This is a genomic window from Rhodococcus koreensis (assembly GCF_900105905.1).
GTDB classification, from domain to species: Bacteria; Actinomycetota; Actinomycetes; order Mycobacteriales; family Mycobacteriaceae; genus Rhodococcus_F; species Rhodococcus_F koreensis.
In genome coordinates this window covers 1,058,830-1,078,683 of record NZ_FNSV01000005.1, presented here as the reverse complement: position 1 = coordinate 1,078,683, position 19,854 = coordinate 1,058,830, and the positions used below count along the sequence as shown (strand labels likewise).

The 19,854-nt window shown below is 69.6% G+C and carries 18 protein-coding genes; 15 read left to right on the top strand and 3 right to left on the bottom strand.

What is annotated here, in order from left to right; genetic code table 11:
* The first annotated feature begins 50 nt into the window (after positions 1–50).
* From rpe to ppc, 15 genes are all read left to right on the top strand, one after another.
* A complete protein-coding gene (gene rpe, locus BLV94_RS09655) occupies positions 51–734 on the top strand; it encodes a ribulose-phosphate 3-epimerase (RefSeq protein WP_072942121.1) in 684 nt (227 codons plus the stop codon).
* 28 nt (positions 735–762) lie between these two features.
* The gene (ribD, locus tag BLV94_RS09650) at positions 763–1,815 is read left to right on the top strand and encodes a bifunctional diaminohydroxyphosphoribosylaminopyrimidine deaminase/5-amino-6-(5-phosphoribosylamino)uracil reductase RibD (RefSeq protein ID WP_072942120.1); all 1,053 of its coding nucleotides are present in this window, start codon (positions 763–765) and stop codon (positions 1,813–1,815) included.
* A gap of 11 nt (positions 1,816–1,826) precedes the next feature.
* Positions 1,827–2,435, top strand: coding sequence for a riboflavin synthase (locus BLV94_RS09645; RefSeq protein WP_072942119.1), 609 nt, complete (start codon positions 1,827–1,829; stop codon positions 2,433–2,435).
* A gap of 80 nt (positions 2,436–2,515) precedes the next feature.
* Positions 2,516–3,769, top strand: a complete 1,254-nt coding sequence (locus BLV94_RS09640; RefSeq protein ID WP_072942447.1) for a bifunctional 3,4-dihydroxy-2-butanone-4-phosphate synthase/GTP cyclohydrolase II — start codon at positions 2,516–2,518, stop codon at positions 3,767–3,769.
* Positions 3,766–4,257, top strand: coding sequence for a 6,7-dimethyl-8-ribityllumazine synthase (ribH, locus tag BLV94_RS09635; RefSeq protein WP_072942117.1), 492 nt, complete (start codon positions 3,766–3,768; stop codon positions 4,255–4,257). The genes BLV94_RS09640 and ribH overlap by 4 nt, the downstream gene beginning before the upstream one ends.
* 13 nt (positions 4,258–4,270) lie before the next feature.
* The gene (locus BLV94_RS09630) at positions 4,271–4,723 is read left to right on the top strand and encodes a PH domain-containing protein (RefSeq protein WP_072942116.1); all 453 of its coding nucleotides are present in this window, start codon (positions 4,271–4,273) and stop codon (positions 4,721–4,723) included.
* Positions 4,724–4,790: 67 nt separating this feature from the next.
* The gene (gene uvrC / locus BLV94_RS09625; protein ID WP_072942114.1) at positions 4,791–6,974 is read left to right on the top strand and encodes an excinuclease ABC subunit UvrC; all 2,184 of its coding nucleotides are present in this window, start codon (positions 4,791–4,793) and stop codon (positions 6,972–6,974) included.
* 44 nt (positions 6,975–7,018) lie between these two features.
* Positions 7,019–7,885: an RNase adapter RapZ gene (gene rapZ, locus BLV94_RS09620; RefSeq protein WP_072942446.1), complete on the top strand. Its 867-nt coding sequence runs from the start codon at positions 7,019–7,021 to the stop codon at positions 7,883–7,885.
* The gene (locus BLV94_RS09615) at positions 7,882–8,907 is read left to right on the top strand and encodes a gluconeogenesis factor YvcK family protein (protein ID WP_072942113.1); all 1,026 of its coding nucleotides are present in this window, start codon (positions 7,882–7,884) and stop codon (positions 8,905–8,907) included. Before rapZ ends, BLV94_RS09615 begins: the two co-directional genes overlap by 4 nt.
* The gene (gene whiA / locus BLV94_RS09610) at positions 8,898–9,881 is read left to right on the top strand and encodes a DNA-binding protein WhiA (RefSeq protein WP_005262275.1); all 984 of its coding nucleotides are present in this window, start codon (positions 8,898–8,900) and stop codon (positions 9,879–9,881) included. Before BLV94_RS09615 ends, whiA begins: the two co-directional genes overlap by 10 nt.
* Before the next feature lie 227 nt (positions 9,882–10,108).
* Complete coding sequence (gene gap, locus BLV94_RS09605; protein ID WP_015890630.1) at positions 10,109–11,128, top strand: type I glyceraldehyde-3-phosphate dehydrogenase; 1,020 nt, start codon at positions 10,109–10,111, stop codon at positions 11,126–11,128.
* Between the two features lie 19 nt (positions 11,129–11,147).
* The gene (locus BLV94_RS09600) at positions 11,148–12,359 is read left to right on the top strand and encodes a phosphoglycerate kinase (RefSeq protein ID WP_072942111.1); all 1,212 of its coding nucleotides are present in this window, start codon (positions 11,148–11,150) and stop codon (positions 12,357–12,359) included.
* A gap of 3 nt (positions 12,360–12,362) precedes the next feature.
* Positions 12,363–13,148: a triose-phosphate isomerase gene (tpiA, locus tag BLV94_RS09595; RefSeq protein WP_072942109.1), complete on the top strand. Its 786-nt coding sequence runs from the start codon at positions 12,363–12,365 to the stop codon at positions 13,146–13,148.
* Between the two features lie 125 nt (positions 13,149–13,273).
* A complete protein-coding gene (secG, locus tag BLV94_RS09590) occupies positions 13,274–13,507 on the top strand; it encodes a preprotein translocase subunit SecG (protein ID WP_072942108.1) in 234 nt (77 codons plus the stop codon).
* Between the two features lie 46 nt (positions 13,508–13,553).
* Positions 13,554–16,310, top strand: a complete 2,757-nt coding sequence (gene ppc, locus BLV94_RS09585; protein WP_072942106.1) for a phosphoenolpyruvate carboxylase — start codon at positions 13,554–13,556, stop codon at positions 16,308–16,310.
* 351 nt (positions 16,311–16,661) lie between these two features.
* Here the strand turns inward: ppc and pgl are convergent, their stop codons facing one another.
* The 3 genes from pgl to zwf are packed head-to-tail and all read right to left on the bottom strand — an operon-like array spanning position 16,662 to position 19,854.
* Positions 16,662–17,405: a 6-phosphogluconolactonase gene (gene pgl, locus BLV94_RS09575; protein WP_072942104.1), complete on the bottom strand. Its 744-nt coding sequence runs from the start codon at positions 17,403–17,405 to the stop codon at positions 16,662–16,664.
* Entirely contained in the window at positions 17,398–18,309 is a 912-nt protein-coding gene (gene opcA, locus BLV94_RS09570) for a glucose-6-phosphate dehydrogenase assembly protein OpcA (RefSeq protein WP_072942102.1), read from the bottom strand. The genes pgl and opcA overlap by 8 nt, the downstream gene beginning before the upstream one ends.
* Positions 18,310–19,854, bottom strand: a complete 1,545-nt coding sequence (zwf, locus tag BLV94_RS09565) for a glucose-6-phosphate dehydrogenase (protein WP_072942100.1) — start codon at positions 19,852–19,854, stop codon at positions 18,310–18,312.

Sequence of the window (19,854 nt, the reverse complement as noted above, 5' to 3'; positions counted from 1 at the left end):
TATGGACCGCGTGACCCGGCCCTCACACGCGTACGACTAAACTTCGGCGCGTGGCAACCCCGATGATCGCACCGTCCATTCTGTCTGCCGATTTCGCGCGTCTCGCCGAGGAGGCGGACGCGGTCGCCGGTGCCGACTGGCTGCACGTCGACGTGATGGACGCGCATTTCGTGCCCAACCTGACCCTCGGCCTCCCCGTCGTGACGAGTCTCCTCGCGGCGACGGACATCCCGCTCGACTGCCACCTCATGATCGACGACCCCGGCCGCTGGGCGCCGCCCTACGCGGAGGCCGGCGCGCACAACGTCACGTTCCACGCCGAGGCGACCGACGACCCCCGGTCCGTCGCCCGGGACATCCGCGCCGCAGGCGCCAAGGCCGGCCTCAGCGTCAAGCCCGGCACGCCGATCGAGCCGTACCTGGAAATCCTGAAGGACTTCGACACACTCCTCGTCATGAGCGTCGAACCCGGCTTCGGTGGTCAGTCGTTCATCCCGGAGGTCCTGTCGAAGGCGAAGGCCGTCCGCCGCCTCGTCGACTCGGGTGAGCTGCGGCTGGTCGTGGAGATCGACGGCGGCATCAACGCCGACACCGTCGAGGCCGCCGCCGAGGCCGGCGTCGACTGCTTCGTCGCCGGCTCCGCCGTCTACGGCACGAGCGATCCCGCGGAGGCCGTGCGCGCGCTGCGGGCCAGCGCCGCGAAGGCGTCGCCGCACCTGAGCCTGTCGCGGTAGCGGCACCCGGCACATCGTGAACCCCCACGTGCGGCACGAGAATTCGGCTGCGGACCTCGACGCCGCGATGCAGATCGCGATCGGCGCCGCGGAGTCGGCGCGCGGATTCACCAGCCCGAACCCGGCGGTCGGCGCGGTGGTCCTCGACGCCGCCGGGCGCATCGCCGGCGTCGGGATGACGCAGCCGCCGGGCGGCCCCCACGCGGAGGTCGTCGCGCTGCGGGAGGCGGGGGACGCCGCCCGCGGCGGCACCGCCGTCGTCACGTTGGAACCGTGCAACCACCACGGCCGCACCGGGCCGTGCTCGCGGGCGCTCCTCGACGCCGGTGTGGTCGCCGTGCACTACGCGGTGGGCGACCCGAACCCGGAGGCCGCGGGCGGCGCCGAGACCCTCGTCTCCGCGGGCGTCGAAGTGACGTCCGGTCTGCGCGCGCAGGACGTCGAACGCGGCCCGCTCCGGGCCTGGCTGCACCGGCAGCGCACCGGACGACCGCACGTGACCTGGAAGTACGCGGCCACACTGGACGGGCGCAGCGCGGCCGCCGACGGCACCAGTCAGTGGATCACCGGCCCCGAGGCGCGCGAACGCGTGCACGCCGACCGCGCGAAACTCGATGCGATCGTGGTCGGGACGGGGACGGTGCTGGCCGACGACCCGCGCCTGACGGCCCGGACGCCCGACGGGTCGCTCGCGGCGCACCAGCCGGTGCGCGTCGTCGTCGGACTCGGCGACATCCCGCCCGGCGCCCGCGTCCTCGACGACTCGGCGCCCACGCTGGTGCTGCGCACCCGGGACGTGGACGAGGTCCTCGCCGCGCTCGCCGACTACACCGACGTGCTGCTCGAGGGCGGGCCCCGGCTGGCGGGCGCGTTCCTCGCCGCGGGCCGGGTCGACCGCATCCAGGCGTACCTCGCCCCGCTGGTCCTCGGTGCGGGTGCGTCCGCGGTGTCGGAGGCGGGTGTGCAGACGATCGACGGCGCCCTGCGGTTCCGGCACGAGTCGGTCGAAACAATCGGCCCCGATCTGTTGTTGAGTCTGGTTCCAGCAGTGTCCGAAAACCCTGACAGTCACCGAACGTAGGAGAAGCCACAGTGTTCACCGGGATCGTCGAAGAGTTGGGTGAGATCGTCGCCAAGGAGGAACTGGCCGATGCCGCACGGTTCACCGTGCGTGGTCCGGTCGTGACTTCCGATGCGTCGCATGGCGATTCGATCGCGGTGAACGGTGTGTGCCTGACCGTCGTCGAGGTGCTCGCCGACGGCTCCTTCACCGCGGACGTCATGCAGGAGACGCTGAACCGGTCGAGTCTGGAGAAGATCGACGTGGGCAGCCGCGTCAACCTGGAGCGGGCCGCGGCGCTGAACAGCCGCCTCGGCGGCCACCTCGTCCAGGGCCACGTCGACGGCACCGGGCACATCATCAGCCGCAGCCCGTCCGAGAACTGGGAGGTCGTGCGCATCGCCCTTCCGGACGCCATCTCCCGGTACGTCGTGGAGAAGGGTTCGATCACGGTCGACGGTGTGTCGCTGACGGTGTCGGCGCTCGGCGGGGAACGCGGCGCCGAATACTTCGAGATCTCGCTCATCCCGACCACGCTGCAACTGACCACGCTCGGGGCGGCGTCCGTCGGGACGCCCGTCAACCTCGAGGTCGACGTGATCGCGAAGTATGTGGAGCGGCTGCAAGCGGCCGGCCGCTGAGTCGTACTGTTGAGGAGCATCCCACGGATGCATCCGTTGTATTCGAAGATGCGTCAGTCAAGACTTTGGAGACCGAGCACGTGACCAGGTTCGACACTATCGAGCGCGCCGTTGCGGATATCGCCGCAGGCAAGGCTGTCGTCGTCGTCGACGACGAAGACCGCGAGAACGAGGGAGACCTCATCTTCGCCGCGGAGAAAGCCACCCCCGAGTTGGTTGCCTTCATGGTTCGATACACCTCCGGCTACCTCTGTGTGCCGCTCGACGGCGCCGACTGCGACCGCCTCGGCCTGCCCCCCATGTACGCCACCAACCAGGACAAGCACGGCACCGCGTACACCGTGACCGTCGACGCCCGCGAGGGCATCGGCACCGGCATCTCCGCGTCCGACCGCGCCGCCACCATGCGGTTGCTGGCCGACCCGGCCAGCGGCGCCCAGGACTTCACCCGCCCCGGCCACGTCGTGCCGCTGCGGGCCAAAGAGGGCGGCGTGCTGCGCCGTCCCGGTCACACCGAGGCCGCCGTCGACCTCGCCCGGATGGCCGACCTGCGTCCCGCAGGCGTGATCTGCGAGATCGTCAGCCAGAAGGACGAGGGCCACATGGCCCAGACCGACGAGCTGCGGGTCTTCGCCGACGACCACAACCTCGCGCTGATCTCCATCGCCGACCTGATCGCGTGGCGCCGCAAGCACGAGAAGCACGTGGAGCGGGTCGCGTCCGCGCGCATCCCCACCCGGCACGGCGAGTTCACCGCCGTCGGGTACCGGAGCATCTACGACGACGTCGAGCACGTGGCCCTGGTCCGCGGCGACCTGCCCGGCCCGGACGGCGACGGCAGCGACGTGCTGGTGCGCGTGCACTCCGAGTGCCTCACCGGCGACGTGTTCGGTTCGCTGCGCTGCGACTGCGGTCCCCAGCTCGACGCCGCCCTGGACATGGTCGCGCAGGAGGGCCGCGGGGTGGTCCTGTACATGCGCGGGCACGAGGGCCGCGGCATCGGCCTGATGCACAAGCTGCAGGCCTACCAGCTGCAGGACGCCGGCTCGGACACCGTCGACGCCAACCTCGAGCTCGGCCTGCCCGCCGACGCCCGCGACTACGGCATCGGCGCTCAGATCCTGGTCGACCTGGGCATCTCCTCGATGCGGCTGCTCACCAACAACCCGGCCAAGCGCGTCGGACTCGACGGCTACGGGCTGCAGATCACCGAGCGGGTGTCCATGCCGCTGCGGGCGAACGCCGAGAACCTGACGTACCTGCGCACCAAGCGCGACCGCATGGGCCACGACCTGATCGGGCTCGACGACTTCGAAGCGGGGGAGATGCTGTGAGCGGCGAGGGACTGCCGGAGCTGCAACTCGGGGAGGCCGGCGACCTCCGGCTCGCCATCGTCGCAGGCAGCTGGCACGCCGAGATCTCGGAGGCGCTGATCGCCGGCGCGCAGCGGGTGGCCGCCGAGGCGAACGTGAAGAACGTGACGCTGGTCCGCGTCGCGGGCGCCATCGAACTGCCCGTGGTCGCGCAGGCGCTCGCCCGCAGCCACGACGCCGTCGTCGCGCTCGGTGTCGTGATCCGCGGCGGGACCCCGCACTTCGAATACGTCTGCGACGCCGTCACGGCCGGTCTGACCCGGGTCTCGCTGGACGAGAGCACCCCGGTCGGGAACGGTGTGCTCACCACGGACACCGAGCAGCAGGCCGTCGACCGCAGCGGCCTGCCCGGAGCCGTCGAGGACAAGGGCGGGCAGGCATGCGCGGCCGCACTCGACACCGCCGTCACGTTGGCGCGGCTGCGCCGGGCCGAGGAGTCCTTCGCATGATCCGGATCCGCCCGTGACCACCCCCGAATCCGAGTGGACTCTCGTCGCGAAGCCACGCAAGTCCCGCCGCTACGCGATCGGGGTGGCGGTCCTGCTCGTGGTCGTGCACGTGACGTTCGCGATCCTGTTGCGCGGCGATTCGACGGGCGTGTACTTCCGGCTCGCCGACCAGTTGGCGTTCGCGGGCATCGGCTGCCTCTTCGCGGCCGCCGTCCTGCTGCTGACCCGCCCGCGGGTGCGCATCGGGCCCCGCGGCATCGGCGTGCGCAACGTGCTCGGTGAGCGGATCGTCGACTGGGACCTGTACGAGGGGCTGTCCTTCCCGGACGGCGCGGCGTGGGCCCGGATCGAGCTGCCCGACGACGAGTACCTGGCCGTGATGGCCATCCAGTCGAACGATCGCGAGTACGCCGTGGACGCCGTCGACCGGTTCCGCGCGCTCGCGTCGGAGTACGCGCCGTCCTGACCGGCGGCCACCCCTCCGCGACGCCGCGGATGCGGGGTTGGTCGGTGGCGCCGACTAACGTGGAGGGGTGCCCGATCCTTCGACATATCGCCCCGCGACCGGAACGATTCCGGTCGACCCTGGGGTGTACAAGTTCCGCGATCCGCACGGCCGGGTCATCTATGTCGGGAAGGCGAAGAGTCTTCGATCACGGCTGAATTCCTATTTCGCCGACGTCTCGACGCTGCACCCGCGCACCCGCCAGATGGTGACCACGGCCGGCAGCGTCGAGTGGACCGTGGTGAGCACCGAGGTCGAGGCGCTTCAGCTCGAATACAACTGGATCAAGGAATTCGATCCCCGGTTCAACGTCCGCTACCGCGACGACAAGACGTACCCGGTTCTCGCGGTCACCCTGAACGAGGAGTACCCGCGGCTGTTCGTCTACCGCGGCCCGCGGCGCAAGGGTGTCCGCTACTTCGGCCCCTACTCGCACGCGTGGGCCATCCGCGAAACCCTCGACCTGCTGCTGCGGGTGTTCCCCGCCCGCACCTGCTCGGCAGGGGTGTTCAAGCGGCACAACCAGATCGGCCGGCCCTGCCTGCTCGGCTACATCGACAAGTGCTCCGCGCCGTGCGTCGGACGCGTGTCCGCGGCCGAACACCGCAAGATCGTCGAGGACTTCTGCGACTTCCTGTCGGGGCGCACCGACAAGCTGGTCCGGCAGCTCGAGGCCCGGATGCAGCAGGCGTCCGAGGAACTCGACTTCGAGACGGCGGCGCGACTGCGCGACGACGTGGGCGCGTTGCGGCGGGCGCTCGAGAAGCAGGCCGTCGTGCTCGGCGACGGCACCGACGCCGACGTCGCCGCATTCGCGACCGACGAACTCGAGGCCGCGGTCCAGGTGTTCCACGTCCGGGGCGGCCGCGTCCGCGGGCAGCGCGGCTGGGTGGTCGAGAAGGCCGGCGACGTCATCGACTGGGCCAGCGTCGATTCCGAGGCGGGCTCGGACCTGCCGTTGCTCGTCGAGCAGTTCCTCACCCAGTTCTACGGCGAGCAGGCGGCGCTGTCGGGCGCGGCCGACCAGGAGGCGGGCAGCGGCGGGGTGCCGCGGGAGGTGCTGGTGCCGGTGCTGCCGCCGGACGCCGAGCAGGTGCAGGAATGGCTCAGCGGTCTCCGCGGTTCCGCCGTCCGTCTCCGGGTGCCCCAGCGCGGCGACAAGAAGGCGCTCGCCGAGACCGTGCAACGCAACGCGATGGAGGCGCTGCAACAGCACAAGCTGCGCCGCGCCGGAGACTTCACGTCGCGGTCGGCGGCCCTGCAGGGCATCCAGGAGGCCCTCGACCTGGATTCGGCGCCGCTGCGCATCGAGTGCGTCGACATCAGCCACGTGCAGGGCACCGACGTGGTGGCCTCCCTCGTCGTCTTCGAGGACGGGCTGCCGCGCAAGTCCGACTACCGGCACTACGCCATCAAGGAGGCCGCCGGCGACGGCCGCTCGGACGACGTCGCCAGCATCGCCGAGGTGACCCGGCGCCGGTTCCTCCGGCACAACCGTGACGTCGGGGTGCTGCGCGCGGAAGCGGCCGGGACGGACGCCGACCAGGTGTCCGGCGGCGACGGCGGCGACCTCGCCCCCGAGGCGGCGATCGACCCGCAGACCGGCAGGCCGCGGCGGTTCGCGTACCCACCGAACCTGTTCGTCGTCGACGGCGGCGCCCCGCAGGTGGCCGCGGCCTCGGCGGTGCTCGACGAACTGGGCATCACCGACGTCGCCGTGATCGGGCTGGCCAAGCGGCTCGAGGAGGTGTGGGTGCCGGGGGAGGAGGACCCGGTGATCCTCCCGCGCACCAGCGAGTCGCTGTACCTGCTGCAGCGGGTGCGGGACGAGGCGCACCGCTTCGCGATCACGTTCCACCGCAGCAAACGGTCCCGCCGGATGACGGCCTCCGCACTCGACTCGGTCCGCGGTCTCGGCGACACCCGCCGCAAGGCCCTGGTGACGCACTTCGGCTCCGTCGCCAAACTCAAACAGGCCTCCGTCGAGGAGATCACCGCCGTGCCCGGCATCGGAACGGCCACGGCGAAGGCGGTACTCACCGCTCTCGGAGCGGAGGAACCGTCTGCGGACGTCGTGGGAGTGGGGGATGATGAAGCAGATCGGAACGGGCCGGGCACGGCAGAACGCAACGGCGCGGACCTACCCCGCGAACCGGTAGGACAGCACGGCCCGGCAGCACAGAGCGCATCGCAACGGACAGGTGTCGAGTGAACGAGCAGCACGCGCAGAGCGACCGTCCGCCCACGGTTCGGCCGATGGACTTCCTTCTCGTCACCGGGCTCTCCGGGGCGGGTCTGCAGACGGCGGCGAAGGTCCTCGAGGACCTCGGGTGGTACGTCGCGGACAACCTTCCCCCGGAACTGATCTCCCGGATGGTGGATCTGAGCCTGGAATCCGATTCGCGGCTCGAGCGGCTCGCCGTCGTCATCGACGTGCGCAGCCGGTTGTTCACCGGCGACCTCGGCTGGGTCCTCACCGAACTGGAGAGCAAGCCCGTGCACACGCGGGTGCTGTACCTCGACGCGTCGGACGAGGTCCTGGTCCGCCGATTCGAACAGGTCCGCCGCAGTCACCCGCTGTCCGGCGGGGGCGCCGAGGGCACCCTGTCGGAGGGCATCGCCGCCGAGCGCGACCAGCTCGCGAAGGTGAAGGCCGCCGCGGATCTGGTGATCGACACGTCGTCCCTCGCCGCGCACCAGTTGCGGCAGAAGATCGAGGACGCGTTCGGCGACGCCGAGAACCGCACCATGCAGGTAACAGTCCAGTCGTTCGGTTTCAAGTACGGTCTTCCGATGGACGCCGATCTCGTCTGCGACGTCCGGTTCCTGCCCAACCCGCACTGGATCCCCGAGTTGCGTCCGCACACCGGGCAGAACGCGGACGTGCGGGACTACGTGTTGTCGCAGGACGGTGCGGACGACTATCTCGCCACGTACCACCACCTGCTGGATCTGACGATCGCCGGATATCGTCGGGAGGGGAAGCGCTACATGACCATCGCGGTGGGATGCACCGGGGGGAAACATCGCAGCGTCGCGATGTCGGAGGCCCTGGCGGGCCGGCTCGGAAAGGACTCCGGGCTGAACGTGCGTGTCGTCCATCGTGATCTGGGGCGCGAATGAGGCCGGTGCGCCAGGCGCCCGCGATCGTCGCGCTCGGCGGGGGCCACGGGCTGTTCGCCACCCTCAGCGCCGCCCGCAGGCTCAGCCGTGACGTGACCGCCGTCGTCACCGTCGCGGACGACGGCGGATCCTCGGGACGGCTGCGCGCCGAACTCGGCGTCATCCCGCCCGGGGATCTGCGGATGGCGCTCGCCGCGCTCGCCGCGGACGACCCCGAGGTGCAGGACTGGACCGACACCATCCAGCACCGATTCGGCGGAATCGGCGCCCTCGCCGGACACTCGGTGGGCAATCTCATCCTCGCCGGTCTCACCGAGGTGCTCGGCGACCCCGTCGCCGCGCTCGACGAACTCGCCCGGCTGCTGCGGATCGACGGGCGGGTGCTGCCGATGTCGCCGATCGCCCTGGACATCGAGGCCGACGTGCAGGGCCTCGAGGCGGACCCCCGGGTCAGCCGCTGCATCCGCGGTCAGGTCGCGGTCGCGACCACCCCCGGCAAGGTGCGCCGCGTGCGGTTGCTGCCGGCGAATCCGCCCGCCTGCCCGGACGCGGTCCGGGCGATCGACGTCGCCGACATGGTCGTCCTCGGCCCCGGGTCGTGGTTCTCCAGTGTCATCCCGCACGTTCTCGTGCCCGAACTCCTCGACACGCTGATCGCCACCCCCGCGCGGAAGGTGCTGGTACTCAACCTGGCTCCGGAACCCGGCGAGACCGCGGGATTCTCCACCGAGCGTCATCTGCACGTACTGTCCCAACACGCACCCGAACTCACCGTCGACTTCGTCGTCGTCGATTCGGGTTCGGTTCCACCGGGGCGCGAGCGCGAGCACCTCGCCCGCGCCGCCGGACAGTTCCGGGCACGCGTCGTCTACGCCGACGTGTCCGAGCACGGCACCCACACGCACCATGCAGGAAAACTTGCGTCCGTTCTCGAACAGCTCTGGAGCGACCCCGATGCGGGGTCTCGGGGGAGCGAAGCGGCCGAGACACCAGAGGAAAGGGAGAGCGCTTCGTGGCAATGACAGCAGAGGTCAAAGACGAACTCAGTCGTCTCGTCGTCACTCACGTGAGTTGCCGGAAGGCCGAGGTCTCGTCGCTGCTGCGGTTCGCCGGGGGATTGCACATCGTCGGCGGCCGGGTCGTGGTCGAGGCGGAAGTGGATCTGGGGTCCACGGCCCGCCGGTTGCGGCGCGAGATCTTCGACCTGTTCACCTACAGCGCCGACGTCCACGTCCTCAGCGCGGGCGGGCTGCGCAAGTCGTCCCGGTACATCGTGCGGGTCGCGAAGGAGGGGGAGGCCCTCGCCCGCCAGACCGGGCTGCTGGACCTGCGGGGACGCCCCGTGCGTGGGCTTCCCGCGCAGGTCGTCGGCGGTAGCGTCGCCGACGCGGAAGCCGCGTGGCGCGGTGCGTTCCTGGCGCACGGTTCACTGACCGAGCCGGGACGCTCGTCGGCGCTCGAGGTTTCCTGCCCCGGCCCGGAAGCGGCGCTCGCCCTCGTCGGGGCGGCGCGCAGGCTGGGCATCTCCGCGAAGGCCCGCGAGGTCCGCGGCACCGACCGCGTCGTGATCCGCGACGGCGAGGCCATCGGCGCGCTGCTCACCCGGATGGGAGCCCAGGACACCCGCCTCGTGTGGGAGGAACGGCGCATGCGCCGGGAGGTCCGTGCCACCGCCAACCGGCTCGCCAACTTCGACGACGCCAACCTGCGCCGCTCCGCGCGTGCCGCGGTCGCGGCCGCGGCACGCGTCGAGCGGGCCCTCGACATCCTCGGTGACGAGGTCCCCGACCACCTGGCGGCCGCGGGGCACCTGCGGGTGGAGCACCGGCAGGCGTCCCTCGAGGAACTCGGCCAACTCGCTGACCCGCCGATGACGAAGGACGCCGTGGCAGGCCGCATCCGGCGACTGCTGTCGATGGCGGACCGCAAGGCGAAGGAGACCGGCATCCCGGACACCGAGTCGGCCGTCACCGCAGACCTTCTCGACGACGCCTGACCGGACGAACGGGACGCTCGTCGCGTCAGATCGAACGAGCGTCCCGTTCGTTCCGGTCGGGGCGGCCCGGCGGAGGGCGCCCCGAGGTGACTGCGCGCGCGCGTGGCTCGCGCACTAGGGTAAGAACCACATCGACCGATGAAACCCGCGCCGGCCACCCGTCGGTGGTGTCGTAGCGGCGCGGGAGCAGAGCTGCACAACCAGAATCATGCGCAAAGGAGCAGATTGTGACTGTCCGGGTAGGCGTAAACGGTTTCGGCCGTATCGGGCGTAACTTCTTCAGGGCGGTGGATGCGCAGAAGGCGCTCGGAACCACCGACATCGAGATTGTGGCGGTCAACGACCTCACGGACAACGCTTCGCTGGCGCATCTCCTGAAGTACGACTCCATCCTTGGTCGTCTCCCGCACGACGTCTCGCTCGAGGGTGAAGACACCATCGTCGTCGGAAGCCAGAAGATCAAGGCGCTCGCCATCAAGGAAGGCCCCGCGGCGCTTCCCTGGGGCGACCTGGGCGTCGACGTCGTCGTCGAGTCCACCGGCATCTTCACCGACGCAGCCAAGGCGAAGGGCCACCTCGAGGCCGGCGCCAAGAAGGTCATCATCTCCGCCCCGGCCAAGGGCGAGGACATCACCATCGTGATGGGCGTCAACGACGACAAGTACGACGGCAGCCAGAACATCATCTCCAACGCCTCCTGCACCACGAACTGCCTCGGTCCCATCGCCAAGGTGCTCGACGACGAGTTCGGTATCGTCAAGGGCCTCATGACGACGGTCCACGCGTACACCCAGGACCAGAACCTGCAGGACGGCCCGCACAGCGACCTGCGTCGCGCCCGCGCCGCCGCGCTGAACGTGGTCCCCACCGGAACCGGTGCCGCCAAGGCCATCGGCCTGGTCCTCCCGCAGCTGCTCGGCAAGCTGGACGGCTACGCGCTGCGCGTCCCGATCCCCACGGGTTCGGTCACCGACCTCACCGCGAACCTGCGGAAGTCGGCCAGCGTCGAGGACATCAACGCCGCGATGAAGGCTGCCGCCGAGGGACCGCTCAAGGGCATCCTGAAGTACACGGACGCCCCGATCGTGTCGTCCGACATCGTCACCGACCCGCACAGCTCGATTTTCGACTCCGGCCTCACCAAGGTCATCGAGGATCAGGCCAAGATCGTGTCCTGGTACGACAACGAGTGGGGTTACTCCAACCGTCTGGCCGACCTCATCGGTCTCGTCGCCAAGTCTCTCTGAGCGAAGGTCCGGTATAACAGTGGCAGTTCAGACTCTCGACGATCTGCTGAACGCTGGGGTCGAAGGGCGTGCCGTGCTGGTGCGCTCCGACCTCAACGTTCCGCTCGACGGTGACCGGATCACAGATCCCGGGCGCATCCTCGCTTCCGCGCCGACGCTGAAGGCGTTGGCGGAGGCGGGCGCCAAGGTCATCGTCACCGCCCATCTGGGTCGCCCCAAGGGCGAACCCGACCCGCAGTACTCCCTCGCACCGGTGGCGGTGAAGCTCGCCGAGGTGCTGGGGCGCAACGTCCAGCTCGCCGGCGACGTCGTCGGCCAGGACGCACTGGCACGCGCGGAGGGACTCACCGACGGCGACGTCCTCCTGCTGGAGAACATCCGCTTCGACCCGCGGGAGACCAGCAAGGACGAGGCCGAGCGGACGAAGCTCGCCAAGGCTCTGGTCGAACTCGTCGGCGACGACGGTGCGTTCGTGTCCGACGGGTTCGGTGTCGTGCACCGCGCGCAGGCGTCGGTGTACGAGGTCGCCAAGCTGCTCCCGCACTACGCGGGCAAGCTCGTCGACGCCGAGATCGAGGTGCTCGGCAAGCTCACCGAGGAGCCCGAGCGGCCGTACGCGGTCGTGCTCGGTGGATCCAAGGTGTCGGACAAGCTCGCGGTGATCGAGGCGCTGGCCCCCAAGGTCGACACCCTCGTCATCGGCGGCGGCATGTACTACACGTTCCTCGCGGCGCAGGGCGTCTCGGTCGGCAACTCGCTGTGCGAGGAGTCGATGATCGACACGTGCAAGGCGCTGCTCGAGCAGTACGCCGACGTGATCCACATCCCGCAGGACGTGGTCATCGCCGATTCGTTCTCGGCCGACGCCGAGTCGAAGATCGTCTCGGTGCTCGAGATCCCGGACGGCTGGATGGGACTCGACATCGGACCGCAGTCGGTTCGCCGGTTCGCGGCGATCCTGACCAGCGCGAAGACCGTGTTCTGGAACGGCCCGATGGGCGTGTTCGAGTTCGAGAAGTTCGCCGCGGGCACCAAGGGTGTCGCCGAGGCGATCATCGAGGCCACCGGCAAGGGCGCGTACAGCGTCGTCGGTGGCGGTGACTCCGCCGCGGCGGTGCGCCAGCTCGGTCTGCCCGAGGACGGGTTCTCGCACATCTCCACCGGTGGCGGCGCCTCCCTCGAGTACCTCGAGGGCAAGGAACTCCCCGGCATCGCAGTTCTGGAGGGCTGAGGCATGGCACGGAAGCCGCTGATCGCCGGCAACTGGAAGATGAATCTGAACCACCTCGAGGCCATCGCGCTGGTACAGAAGATCGCCTTCTCGCTCCCGGCGAAGTACTTCGACAAGGTCGACGTGACGGTGATCCCGCCGTTCACCGACATCCGCAGCGTGCAGACCCTCGTCGAGGGCGACAAGCTCCTGCTCACCTACGGTGCGCAGGACGTGTCGGCCCAGGATTCGGGCGCGTACACCGGCGAGATCAGCGGATCCATGCTGGCCAAGCTGGGCTGCACGTTCGTCGTCGTCGGGCACTCGGAGCGCCGGACCCTGCACGGTGAGGACAACGACACCGTGCTGGCCAAGACCAAGGCCGCGCTGAAGAACGGGCTCACCCCGATCGTCTGCATCGGTGAGGGCCTCGATATCCGCGAGGCAGGCGAGCACGTGGCCTACAACGTCGAGCAGTTGCGGGGCTCCCTCGCCGGACTGTCCGCCGAGGACGTCGCCAAGGTCGTCATCGCGTACGAGCCGGTGTGGGCCATCGGCACCGGCCGGGTGGCCAGTGCCGCGGACGCGCAGGAAGTCTGCGCCGCGATCCGCGCCACGCTCGGCGAGCTGGCCTCGCCGGACGTCGCGTCCGGTGTCCGTGTTCTGTACGGCGGCAGCGTCAACGCGAAGAACGTCGGCGAGATCGTCGGTCAGACGGATGTGGACGGCGCCCTCGTGGGCGGCGCGTCACTGAAGGCCGACGAGTTCGCCACCCTGTCGGCGATCGCCGCGGGCGGACCTCTGCCGTAAGGCGCCTTCGGCGCTCGTGCGCCTTTCCGGCAGCGGTGGGTACCGGAAAGGCGCACGGGCGCGGAGCGCCTGTAGGGTGTACGAGGTCGTAGTTGTTCCTACTGGATGGGTGGACGTAGACAGACATGGAACTGTTCCTGGATATCTTGCTGGTGATCACCAGCTTGCTGCTGATTCTGCTGGTGCTGCTGCACCGCGGTAAGGGCGGCGGTCTGTCCAGCCTGTTCGGCGGCGGCGTCCAGTCCAGCCTGTCCGGTTCCACCGTGGTCGAGAAGAACCTCGACCGGCTCACCATCTTCACCGGTCTGATCTGGTTCATCGCCATCATCGGTATCGGTCTGGAGATCAAGTTCGGCTGATCCGCTTCATCATGCAGAGGGGCCGTCACCGGTCGATACTGGATGCATGATCGAAACCCCACGTGAGGCCACTGAACCACTCCGCGAAGACATTCGGCTCCTGGGCGGCATCCTCGGTCAGATAGTGCGGGAGCAGGCCGGAGACGGCGTCTTCGACCTCGTCGAGAAGGCCAGGGTCGAATCGTTCCGGGTTCGTCGTTCCGAGATCGACCGCGCCGATCTGGCCGACATGTTCACCGAGGTGTCCACGAGCGACGCCATTCCCGTCATCCGGGCCTTCAGCCACTTCGCCCTGCTGGCCAACCTCGCCGAGGACAACCACCGCGAACGCCGGCGCGCCGTCCACGTCGCCGCCGGTGAACCCGCGCCCGACAGCACCCTGACCGCCACGTTCGCCAAGCTCGACGCCGCTCATCTGGGCAGCGACGTCGTCGCGGACGCGTTGCGCGGGGCGCTCGTGTCGCCGGTCATCACCGCGCATCCCACCGAGACCCGTCGCCGCACGGTGTTCGAGACCCAGACGCGGATCACCGAACTGATGCGGTACCGCGAACGCACCGCCCTGACCGAATCCGAGACGGCGGACGTCGACGTCCGGTTGCGGCGGCAGATCCTCACCCTGTGGCAGACCGCGCTGATCCGGTTGTCGCGGTTGCGGATCCAGGACGAGATCGAGGTCGGGCTGCGGTACTACGACGCGGCGCTGTTCGAGGTCGTCCCGAAGATCAACGCCGAACTGCGCAGTGCCCTGCAGTCGCGGTGGCCGGACGCCGATCTGGGCCGGGAACCGATCCTGCGTCCCGGATCGTGGATCGGCGGGGACCGCGACGGCAATCCCTACGTCACCGACGAGGTGGTCCGTCAGGCCACGACCCAGGCCGCGGCCACCGCGCTCGAGCATCATCTCGGGCAACTCGAGACACTCGAGCGGGAACTGTCCATGTCGGCCCGTCTCGTCACCGTGACGCCCGCCCTCGACCTCCTGGCCGCGGCGTCCCAGGACGATTCACCGTTCCGCGCCGACGAGCCGTACCGGCGCGCGGTGCGGGGCATCCGGGGGCGGCTCACGGCCACGGCGCACCGCATCCTCGGGGCGGCGCCGGATCACGGGCTCGACCTCGGGCTCGCACCCTACGACACGCCGCGGCAGATGCTCGGCGAACTCGACGTCGTCGACGACTCCCTGCGGCGCGGCGGCGACGGCACGATCGCCGACGACGGACTGGCGACGTTGCGGGACTCGGTGGAGGTGTTCGGTTTCCACCTCTCCGGCCTCGACATGCGGCAGAACTCGGACGTGCACGAGACCGTCGTCGCCGAACTGCTGGCGTGGGCGGGGGTGCACGCCGACTACTCGTCGCTGTCCGAGGACGAGCGGGTGGAATTGCTGTCGGCGGAACTGTCCACCCGGCGCCCCCTGACCACGGCGAACGCCGAGTTCAGCGAACTGACGGCGAAGGAACTCGCCATTCTCCAGGCCGGCGCCGACGCGGTGCGGACCCTCGGTGCGGGCGCGGTGCCCAACTACATCATCAGCATGTGCACCTCCGTCAGCGACATGCTCGAGGCTGCGGTCCTGCTGAAGGAGGTCGGCATCCTCGATCCCGGGTCGGGGGAGGCGCCGTCCTGCCCGGTGGGCATCGTGCCGCTGTTCGAGACGATCGAAGACCTGCAGCAGGGCGCCGCCACCCTCGAGGCCACCCTGGAGGTCCCGATCTACCGGGCCCTGGTGTCGGTGCGCGGCGACGCCCAGGAAGTGATGCTCGGGTACTCCGACTCCAACAAGGACGGCGGCTACCTGGCGGCCAACTGGGCGCTGTACCGCGCCGAACTCGACCTGGTCGATGCGGCCCGCAAGACGGGAATCCGGTTGCGGCTCTTCCACGGTCGCGGCGGCACCGTGGGCCGCGGCGGCGGACCCAGCTACGAGGCGATCCTCGCGCAGCCGCCCGGCGCGGTGGCCGGATCGCTGCGGATCACCGAACAGGGCGAGGTGATCGCCGCCAAGTACGCGGAACCCCGCCTCGCGCAACGCAATCTCGAAACGCTGCTCGCCGCTACCCTCGAGGCCACCCTGCTCGATGTCGAGGGCCTCGGCGACGACGCCGAACCGGCGTACCGCATCCTCGACGAACTCGCCGCGCTGGCCCGCCGCGCCTACGGCGAATTGGTGCACGAGACACCCGGATTCGTGGAGTACTTCGAGATGTCGACGCCGGTCGCGGAGATCGGGGCGCTCAACATCGGCAGCCGTCCGGCCTCCCGCAAGCAGACCACGTCCATCTCCGACCTGCGGGCCATCCCGTGGGTGCTGTCGTGGAGTCAGTCCCGGGTCATGCTGCCCGGGTGGTACGGCACCGGCGCCGCGTTCGAGGAATGGACGCAGGGCGACCCCGAACGGGTGGCGATGCTGTCCCGCCTCTACGAGACGTGGCCGTTCTTCCGGACCGTACTGTCGAACCTGGCGATGGTGATGTCGAAGTCCGACATGGGTCTCGCCGCCCGCTACGCGGAACTCGTCCCCGACGAGGAACTGCGGCGACGGGTGTTCGGCAAGATCGCCGAGGAGCACGAGCGGACCATCCGGATGTACAAGGCCGTGACCGGGAACGACACGCTGTTCGCGGACAATCCCGGTCTGGAGCGGTCGGTGCACAACCGGTTCCCGTACCTCGAGCCGCTCAACCACCTACAGGTGGAACTGCTGCGCCGCTACCGGGCCGGGGACGACAGTGATCAGACGCGCCGCGGCATCCAGCTCACGATGAACGGGCTGGCGACCGCACTGCGCAACAGCGGGTAGCGAGGGCGGTTCCCGCGCCCCGCGAGAAAGTGCATGAACTTTCTTCCGGGGCGGGGGAACCGAACCGTCCGTCCCTGCGTCAAAACGGGAAAGAGCACAACGTTTCCGAGACGAAGTGGGGCGACGGATGAGGCGATGCGCGGGTGACCCGGTCTATTGGCGCGGCGGAATCGGGCGGCGGGGGACGCGGACGGCGAGCCCGCGTCGGGCCGGCCGGATCGTCACCGAATGCCGGGTCACCCGGACACCCGTCGAACGGGACCCCCGGTCGCCCGCCGGGTTACCGGCGGACGACGACGAGGACCCCGTCGGATGAGAGCCTCAGTTCGGCGAGGGTCAGTTCGGCGAGGGTCAGTTCGGCAGCCGGGACGCGGCCGACGTGTCGAGCAGCCACCGGGTGGCCGAGAGTCCGCGCGCCCCGGACGCCGGGATCTCGACGGGCGGTGCGCCCGCGATCGCCGCGGCCACGGCCTCGGCCTTGGCGTCACCGGACACGACGAGCCACACCTCGTCGGCGTGCCGGACGGCGGGCAGGGTCAGCGTGACCCGCACCGGCGGCGGCTTGGGGGAGTCCGTCACCGCGACGACGAACCGGTGCTCCTCGCGGACCGCGTCGGTGTCGGGGAACAGCGAATTGACGTGTCCCTCACCGCCCATGCCGAGCAGGTGGACGTCGAAGACCGGGACCTGCCTGCCGTCGGCGTGCGCCCCGAGCACCTGTGCGTACGCGACGGCGGCCGCCTCCGGGTCGTTCTCGTAGATCCCGTCCGCGACGGGCATGGTGTGCACGCGGTCGGGATCGACGTCGACGTGGTCGAGCAGCGCGGCCCGCGCCTGCACGTCGTTGCGCTCCGGATCGCCGGCGGGCAGGAAACGCTCGTCACCCCAGAAGATGTCGATCGCGCGCCAGTCGATGTCGCCCGGGTTCTCCCGGACCCTCTCGAGCAACCCGATCCCGGTGCCGCCGCCGGTGAGGACCACCGACGCCGACCCGCGGTCCTTCTGGGCGGCGACGACGGTGGCGACGAACCGCTCCGCGGCCTTCGTCACCAGCGTGGCGGTGTCGGGGTGCACTTCTACGTGGATGTCACTCATACGTCACCTTCGTCAGCCCGGCGAGTGCGGCCTCGTAGGCCTCGTCGGGGTCCAGTCTGCGGAGTTCTTCGGCCAGGCAGTCGCGGGTCTCCCGCCTGCCCAGCGCCACCAGCGCATCCGGTTTGCCGGTCCGCGACAACGTCGCGGTGGTGCCGGTCTGCGGGCGGCTGATGGTCAGCGTGCCGCCGTCCGCGAACTCGAGGGTCACGAACAGCGGTCCGACCCTGCGGCTGACGGGCGCATCGAGACGGCCCGCCAGCCATCCGGCGATCATGTCGACGGCGGGCTCGTCCACGAGCCCCGACACCACTGCCGATTCGATGCGCGAGTGCGGTGGCTGGTCGACGGCCGAGGTGATGAGCCCCCTCCACATCGTGATGCGGCTCCACGCCAGATCCGTGTCTCCGGACGTGTAGGAGGCGAGGCGGCCCTTGATCTCGGCGGCGGGATCCGCACGGTCCGTGGCGTCGGTGATGCGCCGGATCGCGAGCTTCCCGACCGGATCCTTCGCGGGGACGGCGGGAGCGGTCTCGGGCCACCAGACGACGACCGGGGTGTCGGGGAGCAGGAACGGCACGACCACGCTGCTCTCGTGGTCGGCGAGTTCGCCGAACAGGCGGAGCACCACCACCTCCGAGGCGCCGGCGTCACCACCGACCCTGATCTGGGCGTCCAGCCGGGGCTCGGCGTCGCGGGAACCGCGGGCGACGACGATGACACGGCAGGGATGCTCCCGGCTCGCCTCGTTGGCGGCGTCGATGATGTCCTCGGAGTTCTCGCTGTCCCGGGTGCACACCACCAGGGTGAGAACCCGTCCCAGCGTCACCGCCCCGCCGGTCTTCCGGAGCTCCACCAGCTTCTTGTTGACCTGGCCGGTGGTGGTCGAGGGGATGTCGATGATCATCTACGGCCTTCTCCATTCGCGACCGGTGCGGTGCATCATTTCGTCCGCGGACGGGGGACCCCACGTGCCTGCCTCGTACGGTTCCGGTTTGCCCTCCGCGGCCCAGGCGGCGAGCGCCGGATCGAGGATCTCCCAAGACAATTCGACCTCGGCGTTGACGGGGAACAGGGAAGGTTCACCGAGCAGCATGTCGAGGATGAGGCGTTCGTACGCCTCGGGGGACGATTCGGTGAACGCCTGACCGTAGCTGAAGTCCATGTTGACGTCGCGGACCTCCATGCTCGATCCCGGGACCTTGGATCCGAAGCGCATCGTCACACCCTCGTCCGGCTGCACCCGGATGACGAGCGCGTTCTGCCCGAGTTCCTCGGTCATCGTCCGATCGAACGGCAGGTGCGGCGCGCGCTTGAAGATCACGGCGATCTCGGTGACCCGGCGGCCGAGCCGCTTCCCGGTGCGGAGGTAGAACGGCACACCCGCCCAGCGGCGGGTGTCGACCTCGAGGGTGATGGCGGCGAACGTCTCCGTGGTGGAGTCCTGCGAGAAGCCGTCCTCCTCCAGCAGACCGACCACCCGGGTGCCGCCCTGCCAGCCGCCCGCGTACTGGCCACGCGCGGTGGTCTCGTCAAGCGGCTGCGCGAGTGTGGTGGCGGAGAGCACCTTGATCTTCTCCGCCTGCAACTCCGACGGTTCGAAGCTGATCGGCTCCTCCATCGCGGTGAACGCGAGGAGTTGCAGCAGGTGATTCTGGATGACGTCGCGCGCCGCCCCGATGCCGTCGTAGTACCCGGCCCGGCCACCGAGACCGATGTCCTCGGCCATGGTGATCTGCACGTGATCCACGTAGTGGGCGTTCCAGATCGGATCGAACAACTGGTTGGCGAAGCGCAGCGCCAGGATGTTCTGAACGGTTTCCTTGCCGAGGTAGTGGTCGATCCGGAAGACGGTGTCCTCGGGGAAGACCTCGTTGACGACCGCGTTGAGCTCACGTGCGCTCGCGAGGTCGTGACCGAACGGCTTCTCGATGACCACCCGGCGCCACTGGCTGTCGTTCGACCGGGCGAGGCCGGCCTCGGACAGCTGCTTGAGGACCACCGGGAACGCGTCCGGCGGAATCGCGAGATAGAACCCGTGATTGCCGCCGGTCCCGCGTTCGCGTTCGAGCGTGGCGAGGGTGCTCGCCAGTTCCTGGAAGGACGCCGGGTCGTCGAAGCTGCCCTTGACGAAACGCAGGCCCTCCGACAGCCGCTCCCACACGTCCTCCCGGAACGGGGTCCGGGAATGGTCGCGCACGGCATCGTGGACGATCTTGCCGAAATCCTCGTCCGACCAATCCCTGCGGGCGAACCCGACGAGAGCGAACCCGGGCGGCAGAAGACCACGATTGGCCAGATCGTAGATGGCGGGCATCAACTTGCGCCGGGCCAGGTCGCCGGTGACACCGAAGATCACCAGCGCACACGGCCCGGCGATGCGTGGTAGGCGCTTGTCCCTACTGTCGCGAAGTGGATTGACCCAATCGTCTGACGCTGCGGGCTCGCTCAC